Raw genomic sequence first — 18371 nt, 5'->3', positions numbered from 1 at the left:
TGGGTATCGCTACACGGTGAACCCGACGGGGTGGGTGGATCCGTTGGGGTTGGTGGATTGTCCGGGGAAGGGTGGGTGTCGGCCGGCGGTTGGGGGGCAGGATCCGGCGGTTAAGGTTGGGGTGGACGAGGGGGAGCCGCGGCTGCCGATGACGGCGGAGCAGCGGCGGGCGCGGATTGATGCGTTGGGGGAGGCGAATGCTAAGAGACGGGTTGTTGCTATGGAAGAAAAATACCGTATGCACACTGTTGAAAAACACAGTTCGGAAATATCAGATGTGGCGCTCAAACAGCGTGCCATTAACGGTGCAAATCCGCACACGGGTGAAATTCCCAAAGGAGCTAATGGAAGCCTAAGTTCTCAATTTAGCAACTGGCGAATTCATTTGAATGCGCTAAATAAAGCTATGACAAGAGAAAAGCTTGGACTGGATCCGTTTACTGGTGTAGATCACAAAAATGATAGAGTTGTCAGGCAGGAATTGCCGGGAGCAGGGCGTGGCTACAAACCAAATAAAAAGGATAAGCAAAATCCTAAATTGAACGAAGATTTAAATTGGTTTGAAGTTAAGTTTGGTAAGGACGGCTTACCTTACACCGGATTTCCTATGGAGAAAAAATGATGCTGATGCACCCTTTTATAAATGAGGAGTTTGTACCTGACTTAACCTGGTTCGTTGGTCAGTTTGATGTGTATGATCGCGAAGAAACACTCGGAGCGATACTAGAGGTCTACGATCCTGAGAATAAGCGTGACAGATCAGAGTTGATTGTTAGATATGGTCTGGATTTAGATTGCCTGTCTTATAGGCATAAATATGTATTGGTTAGATTTTTGGGTGACAAGCTTAATGATCCGAATTTTGACTTTAAAAGGTTGTTTGAGATAGATGAAGATTGTGCGGGTAGCTGGCCTCGAGGGGAGTGGTATAACTTAAAAAATCCTAAAGAATTTTTTCAGGACGTTTATGTCCTGGCAAAAGAAACCTGGAAGGAAGATCTCAGAAAAGCAGCTCTTGAAGATCCATCTACTTGGTAGGCCGTTTACCATCGAACCGCTTTTGTGGCGAGGGAGCTTGCTCCCGCTGGGCTGCGCAGCAGCCCTAAAAACAACTAACTCGGTCAGCCAGATACACCGTGGCGTTGGTCAGAAGAGGGGGGCTGCTACGCAGCCCAGCGGGAGCAAGCTCCCTCGCCACAGGGTTAGCGCCAGGCGTTTGGGCTGTGGTGAATAGAGAATCCGCCTAAAGCGGCGAACTCAATCTTCCTGACACTTGATCGTCCCCACGCTCCGCGTGGGAATGCATCCCGTGACGCTCTGCGTCACCTTCAGAGGCGGAACGCAGAGCGTCCCTGGCGACATTCCCACGCAGGAGCGTGGGAACGATCGAAACGCCCCCCTGCTGCACACCAAACCGCTTTTCGTGGCGAGGGAGCTTGCTCCCGCTGGGTTGCGCAGCAGCCCTAAAAACAACTAACTCGGTCAGCCAGATACACCGTGGTGTTGGTCAGAAGAGAGGGGCTGCTACGCAGCCCAGCGGGAGCAAGCTCCCTCGCCACAGGCGTTCGGGCTGTGGTGAGTGGGGAATCCGCTTACACCGACAAACCCAACGTTACCCCAGACTCCCGCTCCGCCAAACCCTCCACCAAATACACACTTCCTCCCAAAATTTCCTTGGCATGATGCTTGGCCTGGGAAGCCAGTTCCGCCAACTGGCTGGCGTCCAATTCCTCACAGGCCTCGGCGCGCAGGTGCACCACGCCAATCGACAGCGACAACAACGCGAACTCCTGTCGAACGCCCTGTCGGTTCAACGCTGTAAAGCAGCCAACCTCCAGGTGTTCGGGGCGGTAGAAGCGGCGGCAGTGGGTCTGGAAGTCGCTGAGTAGCTGGTCCAGGCGTCTGCGCCAGTCTTCCGGGCCGAGGACCAGCAGGAAGTCGTCGCCGCCGATATGACCGACGAAGTCGCGGCTGGGGTCGATACGTTCGTTCAGGCATTGGGCCAGGCACAGCAGGACTTCGTCGCCGCGACCGTAGCCGTAGATGTCGTTGAAGGGTTTGAAACTGTCGATGTCCACGTAGCAGATCACCGACTCCTGCCGCTGCTGCAGCAGGCGCGTGAGGCATTGCTGGATCGGTACGTTGCCCGGTAGCAGCGTCAGTGGGTTAGCGTAGCGGGCCTGTTGGATTTTCAGTTCAGTGATGAGCTTGAGCACATCGATCACCCGGCCCAGGCCCATGTAGCTGCCGTTGAGGGTGATGATGAAGTCCTCTTCGATGCGTTGTCGGGCGCGGCTGGTGATCAGGCGACTGACTTGTTGCAACGACTGGTTCAACTCCACTGCGAGAAAGTCGTCGCTCATCAAGCGGCTGATGGGTTTGCGGGCGAACAGGTCGGTGGCGAAGGGTTTGAGCAAGGCATCCGAGAGCGAATGGCGATGAACGATGCCGCAGGGCTGCCCTTGATCATCCAGCACCGCCAGGGAGTTGAGGTTGGCCTGGCGACGAAAGGCTTCCAGCACGGTGGCTGTCGGCGTGTTGTGGGCCACTGCCGGTTGTTCGTTGAGTAGCGCACCGAGGTCGTTGACCTCATCGCTCAACGCCGCCACGCCGCTGTCCTGCTTGGGCATCAGCGCCCTGGCATCGCGTGACGGTTGTTCCTGAGGCCGGGCCAGCAGATAGCCCTGGACCAGGTCGACGCCCATTTCGATCAGCACCGCCAATTCTTCCGGCAGTTCGATTCCCTCGGCAATCACCTGGGCGCGGGAGGCCCGGGCGATTTTCAGGATCGAGCCCACGAACTCGCGCTTGAGGGCGTCCTGGTGGATGCCGTCGATGAAATGCCGGTCGATCTTCACATAATCGGGTCGCAATTCAGACCACAGCCGCAGGCTCGAATAGCCGGCGCCCAGGTCGTCCAGGGCAATCGAGAAACCCATCGCACGATAATGATGCAGCGCGGTTTGCAGGAGCTGGAAGTCATCGATAGGGGTTTGTTCAGTCAGTTCGATCACGACTTGGCTGGGGGCAATGCCGAGGTCCTGCAGCAGTTGCAGGGTGCGCCCGGTCTGGTGCGCGGACTCCAGCAGCGACTCGGGCGAGACGTTGAGAAACAGCTTGCCCGGGAGCTTTTGCTCATTGAAACGCTGGCAGGCGCTGCGGCGGCAGGCCAACTCTAGTTCGCTGAGGCGGCCGGCCTGGCGCGCCACGGAGAGTAGCGCGATGGGGGAGTGCAACGGGCTGTTGGAGGGGCCGCGGGTCAAGGCTTCATAACCCACGATGCGCCGTTCGGAAAGGCAGATGATCGGTTGGAACAGGCTGTGCAAACCGCTTTGAGCCAGGATCGAACTCAAGGCACTCAGCTGTTCTGTCGTGGTCATGGCAATCTCTGGCGATAAAAAAAGGACCGGGTGCGTGGCACCCAGTCCTGTATTTCACGACAGACTGATGTCAGTTTGATGACACTCCGACGAGCATCACCATTAAATGGCCATCATCCTAGTGCTTGGCGATCGCTGTGTTGAGTTTCAGGTAATCCAGCAGGATCCGCCCGGTCTCGCTCAGGTAGGCATCGTCTTCCGGCTTGGTTTTCTCCGGCTCGGTGATCAGGTCTTCGTCCTCTTTCTTCAGTTCTTTGAGCGGTTCTTCGCCCTTGGCCTTGCGACGCAGGTTTTCCATGGTCAGTTGCTTGGCCTCGATGTCGGCATGCTGCGCGCGACGGTCGGCTTCGTTGAGGGTGACGGTTTTCTCCATCATCAACTTCTGCGCCAGGGCCAGCTTGTCGCGGATGAAGACAAACTCTGCATCCTGGGCCGTGCGGGTGTCATGCTCGGACTTGAGCTGGGCCAGGAACGGCTTGAACGGATCCACCGCCGGCTTGATCGCCGGGCGGATGGTGTCCCACGGCATCGCTTCGGGCAGGGCGCTTTCGCCGATTTCCTTGGTGTCGATGATCGACGGGTAGTCGATGTCAGGCAGTACGCCCTGATGCTGGGTGCTCTGGCCGGAAACCCGGTAGAACTTCGCCAGGGTCAGCTTCAGTTCGCCATGGTTGAGGGGCTGGATGGTCTGCACGGTGCCTTTGCCGAAGGTCTGGCCGCCGATGATCAGCGCACGGTGATAGTCCTGCATGGCGCCGGCAAAAATCTCCGAGGCGGAAGCGGACAGGCGATTGACCAGCAAGGCCATTGGCCCCTTGTAGAACGCACCGGGGTTTTCGTCTTCCAGCACATCCACTCGACCATCGGCGTTACGCACGAGCACGGTCGGGCCCTTGTCGATGAACAGGCTGGTCAGCTCGGTGGCTTCCTGCAGGGAGCCGCCGCCGTTGTTGCGCAAGTCGATGACCACGCCGTCGACTTTTTCCTTCTGCAGCTCGGTCAGCAGCTTCTTGACGTCGCGCGTGGTGCTCTTGTAGTCCGGATCCCCGGCGCGGAAGGCCTTGAAGTCCAGGTAGAAGGCCGGGATCTCGATGATGCCGAGCTTGTAGTCCTTGCCGTCCTGCTTGAGGTTGAGGACCGATTTCTTCGCTGCCTGTTCTTCCAGCTTCACCGCTTCACGGGTGATGGACACGATCTTGCTGGTCTGGTCGTTCGGCGCATTGCTGGCCGGGATGACTTCCAGGCGCACCACCGAGCCTTTCGGACCACGGATCAGCTTGACCACTTCGTCCAGGCGCCAGCCGACCACGTCGACCATTTCCTTGTTGCCTTGGGCGACGCCGATGATCTTGTCCGCCGGGCTGACCTGTTTGGTCTTGTCCGCCGGGCCCGCCGGGACCAGGCGCACGATTTTCACCTGGTCGTTGTCGCTCTGCAGCACCGCACCGATGCCTTCCAGGGACAGGCTCATGTTGATGTCGAAGTTTTCCGCGTTATCCGGCGACAGATAATTGGTGTGCGGGTCGTAGGACATGGCGAAGGTGTTGATGTACGCCTGGAAAACGTCTTCGGCGCGAGTCTGGTCCAGGCGAGCCAATTGGTTCTTGTAACGCTTGGTCAGGGTTTCCTGGATCTGCTTGGAATCCTTGCCGGCGATCTTCATGCGCAGCACTTCGTCCTTGACGCGCTTGCGCCACAGGTCATCGAGTTCGGCTGTGCTTTTGAGCCAGGGGGCGTCCTTGCGGTCGACCAGCAAGGTTTCCTTGGTATTGAAATCGATTTTGTCGACGCCTTTGTTCAGCTCGGCAAGGGCGTAGTCCAGACGCGCCTTCACGCGGTCCAGGTAGCGCTTGTAGATGGTGAACCCGGCGTTCAGGTCGCCGCTCTTGAGGAAGTCGTCGAACTGGGTCTTCCATTTGTCGAATTCAGCGATGTCGCTGGCCAGGAAGTAACTGCGCGACGGATCGAGCAGCTTCAGGTAGCTGTCGTAGATGATGATCGAGCGCGCATCATCGAGTGGCGGCTTGCTGTAGTGATGGCGCTTGAGCAACTCGACCACGTTAAGGCTGGCAATCACCTCGTCACGATCGGGCTGAAGCTTGTCCCAGCTGTTGGCTGCGAACGTATCGTTCGACAGCGGTAACAGGCCGAGGCCAATGACTAGCGCGAGGGCGGTACTGGGGAACAGATGCTTCATGCTGATTCGACGCAGGGACAATTGATAACGCATATTAGGCCGTCTTTGAAGTCGCCGGTTCCATGTGGCCCGGGCGCATAATGCAAGAAAGCCCGGCGTTGAAGCAGCGGGCCCAGTCGAGACTCACTATGGAGGCACCGTGAAAGCATTGCAAGGCGTTGAAGGCCAAGTGGTATGGGCAGATGAGCCGAGCCCGGCGTGTGATGTCGGGCAAGTTCGTATTCGTGTGGCAGCCGCCGGCCTGAATCGGGCCGATTTGCTGCAAAAAGCCGGACTTTACCCGCCGCCGCCCGGCGCCAGCCAGGTGTTGGGGCTGGAGTGCGCCGGGGTGATCAGCGAGGTCGGGCCGGGCTCGTCCTGGCAGGTGGGCGACCGCGTTTGCGCGTTGCTGGCCGGCGGTGGGATGGCCGAGGAGGTGGTGGTCGATGGCCGGCATGTATTGCCGGTGCCGGAGGGCCTGTCATTGACTGAGGCGGCCGCGCTGCCGGAGGTCTACGGCACTGCGTGGCTGAACCTGTTCCAGCTGGCGGCGCTCAAGCCGGGTGAAAAAGTACTGTTGCACGCTGGGGCCAGCGGCGTCGGCTCGGCCGCGATCCAGCTGTGCAAGGCGTTCGGCAACCCATGCTGGGTCAGTGTCGGTTCGACCGAGCGGCTGGCCTATTGCGAGGCCCTGGGCGCCCAGGGTGGCGTGGTACGCACCGATGGCCTGGAGAGTTTGAACGATCTCGGTCCGTTCGACGTGATCCTCGATCCGGTGGGCGGCAGCTACGCCAAACTCAACGTGAAACTTTTGTCAGTTGACGGCCGCTGGGTGTTGATCGGCCTGATGGGGGGGCGCTCGACCGAACTGGATCTGGCACAGGTGCTGGGCAAGCGTATCCAATTGCTCGGTTCGACCTTGCGCAGCCGTGACGAGCAGTTCAAGGCCGACCTGATCAGCGAGCTGGGCCAACAGGTGTGGCCGCTGTTTGCCGACAAGCGCCTGAGCCCGCAACTGGCCAAGACCTTCGCGATCAAGGATGCCGAAGCGGCGTTCGCGGAGTTGGCGACCAACCAGGTGTCAGGGAAGTTGGTGTTGGTGATCGACGAGAGTCTGAGCTAGTCGCGCAAGCAGTACAGCTGCGGTTCCTGTGTCGAGCAAGCTTGCTCGACAGAGGAATTTGAGTGTCCTGTAGTAAGTGCCCGCTCCCGCGCTCGCTGGAATTTGCAAAGGGCTAGATAGGGATACACCCTGTCAAGTCTGACAGTAGACACCACGAAGAAAGTCACTCTAGAGTGGGTTTGAGAGTAATAGATGTCTCTCTGTTTAGTGTCCACTGACAGAAGAGGTGCTGTGATGGCTACGAAAGAGCTCCGCATGACCCAGGAATATGTTGACGACAACAGATCGCCCGACGTTGTCCTGGAGATATATAAGGGCAAGAAGTTGCTGTTCGCGACTTTTGTCTCTGCGTCGAAAAAGAACGGCCCCTACGATACCGTCAATGTCAAAACCGACGCTGATGGCGACGGCGACATGGACAGGCAAGACGAAAAAGCAATTCTGGATCTGGCAAAAGCCTTTTCCAAGTTCAAGTAGGGCACTGGCATGTCTGATCATGTCGTTCTACACGCGCTGGTTTGTGCACTTTCATGGGTACTCGTTGAGGCTGCCCAAGCACAAGTGCCTTCAGACACGTCAGAACAAGGGCTATGGGGAGATTGGGGCGCGGCTGCATACTGCCCTCAGGAACAATATGTCTGGGGATTCCGACTCAAAAGTGAACCCGATCAGGGCAGTGGGGATGATACGGCCCTGAATGCGATGCAGGTGTATTGCGGGCTCTAGCTCTAGTGCCTGTTGCCGTTTCGCAGACTCACCAGCACAGTGCAGGTGCGGCCAGTGGCAGCGACAAGGTGATATCGATGGTGGCTTTCACCTTTGACCGGCGACCACGGGCAAGCTGACCTTCGGTCGGCAGCCCGTATCCGATGCGCGGGCCCTGCTAGCGTTAACTAATGGGGGATGGGGTAACCGCAGCTTTCATTTCACCCGCCAGGTGAAGAGGTTGATCATGGCCATCGCCGAATGGCGCATGCAGGGCGTCGAATTCATTGCCTGCAACTGCAATTGGGGCTGCCCCTGTCAATTCAATGCACCACCGACCCATGGTCACTGCCAGGCGGTGGCGTCGATGCGAGTGGAACACGGATATTTCAATCAGGTCGCGCTGGACGGTTTGTGCTGGGCCGCCACCTTCGCTTGGCCGGGTGCCATCCATGAGGGCAGCGGCAGTTGCCAGGTGTTCATCGATGAACGCGCCGATGAGGCGCAACGCCAGGCCCTGTTGACCATTCTTTCTGGCTTGGAGAGCGACCCTGGGGCCAACGTGTTTCAGGTGTTCAGCAGCACCATGAGTGAAGCGTTCGAACCGCTGTTCGTGCCCATCACTCTTTCCATCGATGTCGATCAGCGCTTGGCGCACCTGGACATTCCAGGCGTGCTGCAGGCCAGCGGCGAGCCGATCCGCAGCCCGATCGACGGTTCACCTCATCGAGCCCGCCTGTCCCTGCCCAACGGCTTCGAGTTCCGTGAGGCCGAAGTGGCCAGCGGCAGCTACCAGACGCATTCAGCCCTCAAACTACAATCCCAGGGCAGTCATAGCCACCTCGCCCACGTGCACTTCACCGGCCATGGCATAGAGCCGTAATGGCAGAACCTCAGGCGGCGACGCCGAGCAAGCGACTGACAGGCGAGCAGTTACTGCTCCTGCTCTGCCTGCTCGCGCTGACTGCCCTGGCCTGGCTGATGTTGCTGGAGATGGCTCGCGACATGAGTGCGCCGGGCGGCATGGCTGATGCGGCGATGGGTGGCATGGTCATGCCTTGGAGCCTGGCCGATGCGCTGCTGATGTTCGCCATGTGGGTGGTGATGATGGTCGGCATGATGCTGCCCAGCACCTTGCCCATGCTGTTGATCTACCAGCAGATGCTGCGCAAGCGCATGCCGGCACCGCGGCGACACCTGGCCCTGCTGCTGTTCGGCAGCGCCTATGTCCTGGTCTGGGCCGGTTTTGCCCTGGGCGCCACGGCGCTGCAATGGGCGCTCGAGCAGCTCGCCCTGCTCAGTCCGGGGATGCGTAGCACCAGTACCGCGCTGGGCGCCGGCCTGCTGTTGGTCGCAGGCGTCTATCAGTGGCTGCCAGGCAAGGCGGTCTGCCTTGAGCATTGTCGCGGGCCGCTGCATTTTCTGCTCAGCTACTGGCGCCCCGACGTGCTCGGGGGTTGGCGCATGGGGCTGGCCCATGGCGCTTACTGCCTGGGCTGCTGCTGGGCCCTGATGGGCCTGCTGTTCGTGGTCGGCGTGATGAACCTGCTCTGGGTGGCAGTGATCGGTGCCTTCATTTTGCTGGAGAAAAACCTGCCGCAGGGACTCTGGTTCAGCCGTGTCTGCGGTGTGTTGTTGCTCGGCTGGAGCCTGTGGCTGTTGCTGGGCTGAACCTGTGGGAGCGAGTGTGCCTTATTGTCAGGAACTTACCGACGCACTCGTGCCCCGTGGCGAGGGAGCTTGCTCCCGCTGGGTGGCGTAGCCGCCCCAATCGAGACGACGCAATTGCCCAGGCAGATCGCGTCAACCGTTTTTACGACTGCTTCGCAGCCGAGCGGGAGCAAGCTCCCTCGCCACACAAGCCTGGGTGTTCTTCCTGGGGCTGTTCAGTGTTCATTTCCAGGTATGGATTGGCCACCCGGCCGATTCGGCATGGGCCTTCAGCACGGGATCCGGGTTGACCACGTGGGGGAAATCCACCCGCAGCAACAACGGCAGGTCATTGCGCGAGTCGGAATAGAAACTGGCGCCCTCCAGGTTTTCTTCCTCGGCATCCAGCCAGTCCAGCAACCGCGCGATCTTGCCTTCGCGGTAGGTCAGGGTGCCTACGGTCTTGCCGCTGTAGACGCCATGGGCCACTTCAAGGTTGATCGCCAGGATCTCGTCGATGCCCAGGCGTTCGGCAATCGGCTTGACCAGGTGCGTGCCCGAAGCCGAGATCACCAGGATCCGGTCGCCGGCCTTGCGGTGTTCGGCGATGGTCTTGGTGGCGTCGCTGAAGATGATCGGTTCGATGAAGTCTTCCACCCAAGGCCCTACCAAGTGTTCGATTTCTTCCGGTGTGCGGCCGATCATCGGTTCCAGGCTGAAGTCCATGTACTCTTCCATGCTCAGTTTGCCGTGGCTGTAGGCATCCATCAGCGCGTTGTTGCGTTGCATGAACGACTCGGGATCGACCCAGCCCAGGCGTCCCATCTGTTCGCTCCAGAGGGTGGCGCAGTCGCCGTGGATCAGGGTTTCGTCCAGATCAAAAATTGCCAGGGCCATCAGCGCGTTTTCCTCTTCAAGATCAACTTCAAAATCGATAAAGCCATCAGGCTACCTCACACAGCGCCGACGGATCGATGGCAAGTGACAACCGTGCGCCATCGGGGTGCAGGTCGGCGGCCGAGCGATTGAGTACATCCACCACCAGTTCCACGCCACGGGCCTCGACCCGGTAGCGAATCACGTTGCCCAACAGGCTGTGGCTGCGGATCAGCGCATCGGCTTCGCCACCGCGACTCAGCTCGATGGCTTCCGGGCGAATGGCGATGCGGCCGTTCACCGGGCGTTGCAGCAGCCGGCTGGCACTGTCGGCGTCCAGCAGGTTGTAGTTGCCGATGAACCCGGCGGCAAAGACGTCGACCGGCGCAGTGTAAAGGGTTTCGGCATCGCCGCTTTGTACGATCTTTCCCTGGTTCATCAGGAAAATCCGATCAGACATCGTCAGGGCTTCTTCCTGGTCGTGTGTGACGAAGATCGTGGTCAGGCCCAGTTCGCGCTGGATCTGACGGATCTGTTCGCGCAGGTGTTTGCGAATCCGCGCATCCAGGGCCGACAGCGGCTCGTCCAGCAGCAACAGGCGCGGCCGGGTCACCAGGGAGCGGGCGAGGGCGACGCGCTGGCATTGGCCGCCGGAGAGTTGATGGGGATAGCGGCCGGCAAAATCATGCAGCTCCACCAGGCGCAGGATCTCCAGCACACGCTTGTGGCTGTCCGAGGCGTCGACTTTTTGCATGCGCAGGCCGAAGGCGACGTTCTGTTCCACGGTCATGTTGGGGAACAAGGCGTAGCTCTGGAAGACCATGCCGATGCCGCGTTTCTGCGGGCTCAACGGGACGATGTCTTGCCCGTCCAGGATGATCTGGCCAGCATCCACAGCGGTCAGGCCGGCAATGCAGCGCAGCAGTGTGGACTTGCCGCAACCGGAAGGGCCGAGGAGGGTGACGAACTCGCCTTTGCTGATCTCGCAATTGATGTCGCTGAACACCGGCGTGCCGGCGTAGCTTTTTTGCAGGTGTTGGACGCTGACGTAGCTCATTGGCTTTTGTCCTTGTTCAAGATGTTGGCCGCCCAGGTCAGGACCAGTACGAAGAAGAAGTAGGAAATCACCAGGGCACTGGTGAAGTGGCCGCTGCTGTTGCGCATGTTGTTCAGGTAGACCTGCAGGGTTTCATAGCGCGTGCCGACGAGGATGTTGGCAAACACGAATTCGCCGAACAGGAACGAGAAGGACAGCAGCAACGCCACCATCAAGCCCTTGCGCAGGTTCGGCAGTACGACCAGGAACGCGGCCTGAAAGGTGCTGGCGCCGAGCAGTTGGGCGGCGTCCATCAGGTCGCGCAGGTTGATGGCTTGCAGGTTGTTGGTGATCGCCCGGTACATGAACGGCAGGGCGACGGTGAAGTAGCAGCCGATCAGGATCCACGGCGTGCCGACCATCGCCAGCGGTCCGGAGCCATAGAGTTGCAACAGCCCCACCGACGACACCACCGGCGGCACCGCGAAGGGCAGCAGGATGAGGATGTTCATCAGCGCGTCGAGCCTGGGGAAGTGGTAATGCACTACGAACAGCAACGGCAGGATCAACACCACCGAGAGCACCAGCGCACCGACGCAGACCAACAGCGATTGGCCGAAGGCGTGGAGAAAGCGCGGATCGCTCCACAACTGCACATACCATTTTAACGTGAAGCCGCTGGGCAGCACGGTGGCCGACCAACTGCTGGCGATGGAGTAGACGAGCGTGCCCGCCAGGGGCAGCAGCAGGATGGCGAACAGCAGGTACACCACCGCCCGATGATAGAGCCCGGCGGAGCCCGGTTCAGCGCGAGACATGGTAGCTCCTCTTGAGCAGCAACTGGTGGACGATGGTCACGACGGTCATCAACGCCACCAACACCACGGCCAGGGCGCTGGCCAGGTTCGGGTCGAGGGAAATGTCGCCGGAAACCATGGCGGCGATGCGAATCGGCAGCACGTTGAAGTTGCCGGTGGTCAGCGCATAGACCGTGGCATAGGCGCCGAGGGCGTTGGCCAGCAGGATCACGAAGGTGCCCAGCAGCGCCGGGGTCAGCACCGGCAAGCCGATGTGCCGCCAGAACTGCCAACCGCTGGCCCCCAGCAGTTCGGCGGACTCGCGCCAGTCTTCGCGCAGGGCGTCGAAGGCCGGATAGAGCAGCAGCACACCCAGGGGAATCTGGAAGTAGGTGTAGAGAATGATCAGCCCGGTTTTCGAATACAGGTTGAAATCCTCGATGATCCCCGCCTGTTTGAGCATGATCGTGATGCTGCCGTTGAACCCGAGCAAAATGATGAAGGCGAAGGCCAGGGGCACGCCAGCGAAGTTGCTGGTCATGTTGGCGAACGCGTTGACGAAGTTGCGCAACCGCGAATCCACCCGGCGCAGGGAGTAGCTGCCGAGTACGGCGATGACGATGCCGAACACACTGGACCAGAAGCTGATCTCCAGGCTGTGCTGGATCGCTTGCAGGTAGAACTTGGAACTGAAGATCTTGCTGAAGTTGGCCAGGCCCCAGCCGAACTCTTCCGATTCCAGGCTGTTGACCAGCACCCACAGCAGCGGGGCGATCTGGAACACGATGAAGAAAATCGCGAAGGGCACCAGGCACAACGCTGCCAGCCATTTGCCGCGCGTCATGGCGTTCACTTGAGTAACTCCTGGCAATAGGGTTTGTCGTGGTCGACGCCGAGCAATTGGCAAATGGTGCCGCACAGTTCGGTCTGCCGGGGCGCGGCCGCGGGATCGAGACTGAAGCCGTCACCCAGGACAAACAGCGGCACTTCCCGTTCTTCGGCCAGCAGGCCGTTATGGGAGCGATCGTTGTTCATGCCGTGGTCGGACGTCACCAGCACCTGGTAACCGGCGTCGAGCCAGCCTTGCAGGTAGACCGCCAGGTTGATGTCGGCCGAGCGGGCGCTGTTGCGGTATTGCGGGGTGTCGAGGCCGTGCTTGTGGCCGGCGTCGTCGATGTTCATCGGGTGCACCAGCAGGAAGTTCGGCAAGTAGCGCTGGCGCAGGTGTTCGGCGTCGGCGAACAGATGGGAATCGGGGTAGTGGTCATTCCAATAGAAATGCCCGTACTGGATCGGCAAATCGGGGTTGTCGGTGTGACGATCTCGACCGGCCACGAAGGGTGAGACGTTGTAGAGCTCGCTGACCCAGTGATACGCCGCGGCCGCCGTACTCAAGCCGGCCTGGGTGGCGTAGTGGAAAATGCTGCGCTGATTCGACAGGCGCGAGACGTTGTTGTGCACGATCCCGCTGTCGATGGGCACGACGCCAGTGAGGATGCATTCATAGAGCGGGCGGGACAGGGCGGGCAACTCACATTCCAGTTTGTAGAGGGCCGCGCGTCCTGCGCCGACGTAAGCCTGCAAATGCCCCATGGCATGCCGGGCGACTTCATGGTTGAGGCCGTCGAGCACCACCAGGATGACGTTGTGCTTCATGGATACCAGGACTCCGGATGGGAACCAGAAAACTCGGATTCACCGCAGGTCCAATGTGGGAGCGAGATTGCTCACTCCCACAATTGGATTTCCATTGGATATCCGAGCGAGAGCTAGCGCCTCATTGCATATTGATGATCACTTCTTCCTGCCATTTCTGCGGCAGAGCCTTGGAGGTTTTTTCCCACGCATCGGCATCCTTGATCGGCGTCACGCCTTTGTACTGCTCATTCGGCAGCAGCTTGGCCTTGACCTCTTCCGGCAGTGTCAGGTGCTCGGCGCGGATGGGCCGGGCGTTGCCCTTGGCCAGGTTGATCTGGCCGGCGTCACTGAAGATGTACTCGCGAGCCAGCTTGGCGGCGTTCGGGTGCTTGGCGTATTTGTTGATGATGGTGGTGTAGCCGGAGATGACCGAGCCGTCGGACGGAATCAGCACGACGTAGTCATCCGGGTTGGCCATCTTGGCCTTGTAGCTCAGGCCGTTGAAGTCCCAGACCACACCGACTTCGACTTCACCTTTCTCCATCGTGGCGATGGTCGGGTTGGCCATGGACAGGCGCCCTTGCTTGGCGATCTCGGCGAACATCAACAGCGCCGGTTGCAGGTTTTTCTCGTCGCCGCCGTTGGCCAGGGCGGCAGCCAGCACGCCGTTGGCCGCCTGGGCCGCGGTGCTCACGTCACCAATGGAGACTTTGTACTTGCCGGTCTTCAGGTCAGCCCATTTGGTCGGCACTTCGGAGCCGTGCAGCAGCTTCTTGTTGACGATGAACGCGATGGTACCGGTGTAGGCCAATGCCCAGTTGCCGTCCTTGTCCTTGGCCCAGGCAGGTACTTGTTCCCAGGTGCTTGGCTTGTAGGGTTGTACCACGCCCTGCTTGACCGCGATCGGGCCGAACGCTGCACCGACGTCGCCGATGTCGGCGCTGGCGTTGTCTTTCTCGGCGGCGAACTTGGCGATTTCCTGGGCCGAGCTCATGTCGGTGTCGATGTGTTTCAGGCCGTAGACCTTGGCCAGGTCGTCCCAGGTGCCTTTCCAGTTTGCCCAGTCATCGGGCATGCCGACGCTGTTCACGGCGCCTTCCGCTTTCGCAGCGGCTTCCAATGTTTTCAGATCGGTGTCAGCGGCCATGGCGGCGGTGCACATGGCAATGGTCGAGCCTAACAGTGATGCCAGGAAAAGCTGTTTCATCCGAAGCTCCTATGGGCGTTTTCAACGCTGCGATTGCGGTTGTGTTGGTCTAGGTCAGCAATACCTGAGCCAATGTAGGCGAGCCCTGTGACATTTTGATGTCGGTGGTGGAGGCTTCAGGAAATGCCCGGCTCGTGGAGGTTGGCTGCGAATTAAGCGTAGACCATGGTTAAACAGCTGATCTGAAAGGACTTGGCCGTTAATTTGCACGCTTGCAAAACGACCGTTCGGCGGCTCTGTCATCTGCCAGTCATGTGCAGTGCCTAGGCTTGCTGGACCAAGAAGCGGATCGATGGACAGTCGATCTTGCCCCGAAACAGTGCTGGTCTAGTCCAGATAGGTAACGTTGATGCGCATCGATGCAACCAAAGCGGTGACAGCCATCGGACAGGTCCTGCAAGAGCAGCTCGACCACGGGTTGCTGGCGCCCGGCAGCAAATTGCCGGCCGAGCGCAAGCTCAGTGAGTTGTTCGGGACCACGCGGATTACCGTGCGTGAGGCGTTGTTGCAGCTCGAAGCCCAGGGGCAGATTTATCGGGAGGAGCGCCGGGGCTGGTTCGTTTCGCCGCCGCGCCTGGCCTACAACCTGATGCAACGCAGCCATTTCCACGCCATGGTCGCAGCCCAAGGGCGTGTGCCTTCTACCCAAGTGATCTCGGCGCGCCTGCAACCGGCCTCGGCGGCGGTATGTGCCTGGTTGCAACTGCCGGCGTTGTCCAGCGTGATCCAGATCTGCCGCGTGCGGCGTATCGACGAGCGGCTGGTGCTGTACGTCGAGCACTACCTGAACCCGCAGTATTTTCCGGACATCCTGGGGTTCGACCTCAACCAATCCATCACCGAACTGTACGCCCGCCATTACGACCTGCACTACGGCCGGGTGAAGTTTGAAATCGTGCCCACCTCGTTACAGCCGGAAGCGGCAGCGGCGTTGAAGGTTTCGGTGGGCAGCCCCGGGCTTCGCATCGCACGGGTCAACTATGACCAGCACCAGCGGCTGATCGATTGCGACCTGGAATTCTGGCGACACGATGCTATCCATGTCGGCGTGGATGTGCCGGAGCAACCTGTACCGGAACAATCGCCCGCAGCCTGAGGCAGGCTCAGAGCGACTCGTTGAGCTTGCTCAGGATCTTGATCACCACCGTGGCGAGGATCAGCAACATGCCGATCCACATGGCAAAGACCCCGACGCTCTTGTCACGGAAGTTGAAGCCGATGGCCAGCAGGATCATGCCGGCAATGATGGGCACCAGCATGGCGTTGAACGAAGATATGGAAACCATGGAGACAGCCTTGTCGGGGGGGATAAGGTCAGTCTAGTTGGGGTTTTCCCAGGATGTGATGATGTAAGTCACATCCCCCGCGATCCCGAGGTGAACACTCTTGTGGCGAGGGAGCTTGCTCCCGCTCCAGTGCGCAGCACTGGCAAATCTGCATTCAACCGCAGTTTTGGGGCTGCTGCGCAGCCCAGCGGGAGCAAGCTCCCTCGCCACATGGGGCCATTCACACAGAGGGGTCGCGGCGGTTATGGCAACTCGCGCGACGCATAAAACGCGCTCAACACCTTCACCAGATGCGCCAGGTCATGGCTGCCGCACAGTTCGCGGATCGAATGCATGGCGAAGGTCGGTAGACCGATGTCCACGGTGCGCACGCCCAGTTGGCTGGCGGTGATCGGGCCGATGGTCGAACCGCAGCCCATGTCGCTGCGCACTACGAAGCTCTGCACCGGCACTTCTTCAGCCATGCACAGGTGGCGGAAGAACCCGGCGGTTTCGCTGTTGGTGGCGTAGCGCTGGTTGCTGTTGACCTTGATCACCGGGCCGGCGTTGAGCTTGGGACCGTGGTTGGCGTCGTGCTTGTCGGCATAGTTGGGATGCACGCCGTGGGCGTTGTCCGCCGACACCAGCAAGGATTTCTGAATGGTGCGGACGAACTCTTCACCTTCAGGCAGCAGGCGACGCAGGGTTTGCTCCAGCATCGGGCCGTCGGCACCACAGGCCGAGCACGAACCGACCTCCTCGTGATCGTTGCAGACCAGCACGCAGGTTTCTTCGGTATCCGCGTTCAGCAACGCTTGCAGGCCGGCGTAGCACGACAGCAGGTTGTCCAGGCGCGCACCGGCGATGAAATCGCCGTGCAGGCCAATGACCGCAGCGCTTTGTGTGTCGTAGAAACTCAACTCGTAATCGAGTACCACGTCGGCGTTCAGGCCGTGTTCGCGGGCCAGTTGATCGGTGAGCACGGCACGGAAATCGACGCGCTCGTCCCCGGCGAACTGGGCAAGGATCGGCGGCAGTTCATTCTGCGGGTTGATGGCCCAACCCTGGTTGGCTTCGCGATTGAGGTGGATGGCCAGGTTCGGAATCGTAGCGATCGGCGCCTTGAAGTCGATCAACTGGCTTTCAACCTTGCCATCACGGCGGAAAGTCACGCGCCCGGCCAGTGACAGGTCGCGGTCGAACCACGGCGCCAGCAACGCGCCGCCGTAGACTTCCACGCCCAGTTGCCAGAACCCGTGGCGTTGCAGTTCCGGCTGCGGTTTGACCCGCAGGCAGGGGCTGTCGGTGTGGGCACCGACCAGGCGGATGCCATCGTGCAACGGTGAGTTGCGGCCGAGCTTGAAGGCGATGATCGAGGAGTCGTTGCGCGTGACGTAATAGCGACCGTTGGCCTCGGTGGCCCAGGTCTCGCGTTCGTCAAGACGCTGATAGCCAGCCGCTTCCAGGCGCTTGGCAAGGCTGGCGGTGGCATGGAACGGGGTAGGGGAGGCCTTGAGAAAGTCGATCAGGCCCTGGTTCAACTCTGCGCGCATAAGAAACTCCAGACAGCAATGGGCGGCAGTTTACCGTATTGGTGGTCGCTGGGGAGGGTGCGGCGTGGATATGTGAGTGACTCGGGGTGGGCCTGTGGCGAGGGAGCTTGCTCCCGCTGGGCTGCGCAGCAGCCCCAACAGCAGCAACCCAAGCAGACTTTCCGAGGTGTCAGTCTCTAGGGCCGCTTCGCGGCCCAGCGGGGATAAATCCCTTCACCACAGGGATCGGTGGTGTCTCTTAGAACGGTGCCGGGCACTCGAAGCGCAGGCGCTCGCCGCTTTGCGGATGGGTGAAGCTCAGCATGCTGGCGTGCAGGCACAGGCGCGGCCAGGCAGCGAGGGCCTGCGGGTGGGCGTAGAGTCCGTCGCCCAGCAGCGGATGACCGATGGACAGCATGTGCACGCGCAATTGGTGCGAGCGCCCGGTGATCGGCGTCAGCTCGACCCGGCACCAGTCGCCGCAACGTTCCAGTACGCGCCAGAAGGTCAGGGCGTGTTTGCCGTGCTCATGGTCCACCACATGCCGGGGTTTGGTCGGCGGATCGTAGCGCAAGGGCAGGTCGATGCTGCCGCTGTCCAGCTCCGGTTGGCCCCAGCACAACGCCGTGTAGGCTTTTTCGGTTTCGCGATCATGAAATTGCCGGGACAGTTCGCGATGAGTGTCCGGGTCGCGGGCCAACAGGATGATACCGGAGGTTTCCCAGTCCAGTCGGTGCACGATTCGGGCTTCCGGATAGCCGTTTTCCTGCAGGCGGGTGATCAGGCAGTCCTTGTTGTCGTCGGCCCGGCCGGGCACGGAGAGCAACAGGGTCGGCTTGTCGACCACCAGGACAGCGGCGTCCTGATGAATGATGCGGATGTTGGACAGGGGCATTGAAAACAGTCTCGTTACAAACGCCAACGGCGGCGCGGGCCCTTCTCAAGCCCACGAATGGGAGGAGAAGGACCCGAGCCGCCGTGGCTCC

General features: G+C 60.2%; 18 protein-coding genes and 1 pseudogene. 8 read left to right on the top strand and 11 right to left on the bottom strand.

What is annotated here, in order from left to right; translation table 11 throughout:
• Positions 1-622, top strand: a pseudogene (locus BLT00_RS24520) (type IV secretion protein Rhs); the annotation flags it as partial.
• Positions 619-1038 carry a hypothetical protein gene (locus BLT00_RS24515; protein ID WP_092147709.1) on the top strand — a complete coding sequence of 140 codons (420 nt, stop codon included), beginning with the start codon at positions 619-621 and terminating at the stop codon, positions 1036-1038. The pseudogene BLT00_RS24520 and the gene BLT00_RS24515, both read left to right, overlap by 4 nt.
• Before the next feature lie 554 nt (positions 1039-1592).
• On the opposite strand, the gene BLT00_RS24510 is transcribed toward BLT00_RS24515, so the two are convergent.
• Both BLT00_RS24510 and BLT00_RS24505 read right to left on the bottom strand, forming a co-directional pair.
• Entirely contained in the window at positions 1593-3380 is a 1788-nt protein-coding gene (locus BLT00_RS24510; RefSeq protein WP_092147712.1) for a bifunctional diguanylate cyclase/phosphodiesterase, read from the bottom strand.
• A gap of 118 nt (positions 3381-3498) precedes the next feature.
• The gene (locus tag BLT00_RS24505; protein WP_170846016.1) at positions 3499-5577 is read right to left on the bottom strand and encodes a carboxy terminal-processing peptidase; all 2079 of its coding nucleotides are present in this window, start codon (positions 5575-5577) and stop codon (positions 3499-3501) included.
• Between the two features lie 139 nt (positions 5578-5716).
• Between BLT00_RS24505 and BLT00_RS24500 the strand changes: the two genes are divergently transcribed.
• From BLT00_RS24500 to BLT00_RS24480, 5 genes are all read left to right on the top strand, one after another.
• On the top strand, positions 5717-6679 hold the full coding sequence (locus BLT00_RS24500) for a zinc-binding dehydrogenase (RefSeq protein ID WP_063324792.1): 963 nt from the start codon (positions 5717-5719) through the stop codon (positions 6677-6679).
• A gap of 255 nt (positions 6680-6934) precedes the next feature.
• Positions 6935-7156, top strand: coding sequence for a hypothetical protein (locus tag BLT00_RS24495; protein ID WP_092224639.1), 222 nt, complete (start codon positions 6935-6937; stop codon positions 7154-7156).
• 9 nt (positions 7157-7165) lie between these two features.
• Positions 7166-7405 (top strand): hypothetical protein, encoded by a 240-nt coding sequence (locus BLT00_RS32635; RefSeq protein ID WP_092147718.1) that lies wholly within the window; start codon positions 7166-7168, stop codon positions 7403-7405.
• 226 nt (positions 7406-7631) lie between these two features.
• Positions 7632-8267, top strand: a complete 636-nt coding sequence (locus BLT00_RS24485; protein WP_092147721.1) for a DUF1326 domain-containing protein — start codon at positions 7632-7634, stop codon at positions 8265-8267.
• The gene (locus tag BLT00_RS24480; RefSeq protein ID WP_092147724.1) at positions 8267-9055 is read left to right on the top strand and encodes a DUF2182 domain-containing protein; all 789 of its coding nucleotides are present in this window, start codon (positions 8267-8269) and stop codon (positions 9053-9055) included. The genes BLT00_RS24485 and BLT00_RS24480 overlap by 1 nt, the downstream gene beginning before the upstream one ends.
• A gap of 222 nt (positions 9056-9277) precedes the next feature.
• Here the strand turns inward: BLT00_RS24480 and BLT00_RS24475 are convergent, their stop codons facing one another.
• From BLT00_RS24475 to BLT00_RS24450, 6 genes are all read right to left on the bottom strand, one after another.
• Entirely contained in the window at positions 9278-9931 is a 654-nt protein-coding gene (locus BLT00_RS24475) for an HAD family hydrolase (protein ID WP_063324797.1), read from the bottom strand.
• A gap of 46 nt (positions 9932-9977) precedes the next feature.
• Positions 9978-10967, bottom strand: coding sequence for an ABC transporter ATP-binding protein (locus BLT00_RS24470; RefSeq protein WP_092147727.1), 990 nt, complete (start codon positions 10965-10967; stop codon positions 9978-9980).
• Complete coding sequence (locus BLT00_RS24465) at positions 10964-11764, bottom strand: ABC transporter permease (protein ID WP_092147730.1); 801 nt, start codon at positions 11762-11764, stop codon at positions 10964-10966. Before BLT00_RS24465 ends, BLT00_RS24470 begins: the two co-directional genes overlap by 4 nt.
• Positions 11751-12587, bottom strand: a complete 837-nt coding sequence (locus tag BLT00_RS24460; protein ID WP_161951765.1) for an ABC transporter permease — start codon at positions 12585-12587, stop codon at positions 11751-11753. Before BLT00_RS24460 ends, BLT00_RS24465 begins: the two co-directional genes overlap by 14 nt.
• A gap of 5 nt (positions 12588-12592) precedes the next feature.
• A complete protein-coding gene (locus tag BLT00_RS24455; RefSeq protein ID WP_063324801.1) occupies positions 12593-13399 on the bottom strand; it encodes an alkaline phosphatase family protein in 807 nt (268 codons plus the stop codon).
• A 121-nt stretch (positions 13400-13520) separates the two neighbouring features.
• Positions 13521-14588, bottom strand: a complete 1068-nt coding sequence (locus BLT00_RS24450; RefSeq protein ID WP_063324802.1) for an ABC transporter substrate-binding protein — start codon at positions 14586-14588, stop codon at positions 13521-13523.
• A gap of 349 nt (positions 14589-14937) precedes the next feature.
• On the opposite strand from BLT00_RS24450, the gene BLT00_RS24445 reads away from it, so the two are divergent.
• Complete coding sequence (locus BLT00_RS24445) at positions 14938-15684, top strand: UTRA domain-containing protein (RefSeq protein ID WP_063324803.1); 747 nt, start codon at positions 14938-14940, stop codon at positions 15682-15684.
• Between the two features lie 7 nt (positions 15685-15691).
• Here BLT00_RS24445 and BLT00_RS24440 read toward each other — a convergent pair whose 3' ends face one another.
• From BLT00_RS24440 to BLT00_RS24430, 3 genes are all read right to left on the bottom strand, one after another.
• Complete coding sequence (locus BLT00_RS24440) at positions 15692-15874, bottom strand: hypothetical protein (protein ID WP_063324804.1); 183 nt, start codon at positions 15872-15874, stop codon at positions 15692-15694.
• 242 nt (positions 15875-16116) lie between these two features.
• A complete protein-coding gene (locus BLT00_RS24435; RefSeq protein ID WP_014339686.1) occupies positions 16117-17406 on the bottom strand; it encodes a M18 family aminopeptidase in 1290 nt (429 codons plus the stop codon).
• A gap of 238 nt (positions 17407-17644) precedes the next feature.
• Positions 17645-18280, bottom strand: coding sequence for an RluA family pseudouridine synthase (locus BLT00_RS24430; protein WP_003204542.1), 636 nt, complete (start codon positions 18278-18280; stop codon positions 17645-17647).
• Positions 18281-18371 lie beyond the last annotated feature (91 nt).

The organism is Pseudomonas sp. NFACC51 (assembly GCF_900103575.1).
Classification (GTDB): Bacteria; Pseudomonadota; Gammaproteobacteria; order Pseudomonadales; family Pseudomonadaceae; genus Aquipseudomonas; species Aquipseudomonas fluorescens_Q.
This window is presented reverse-complemented; position numbering and strand designations above follow the sequence as displayed.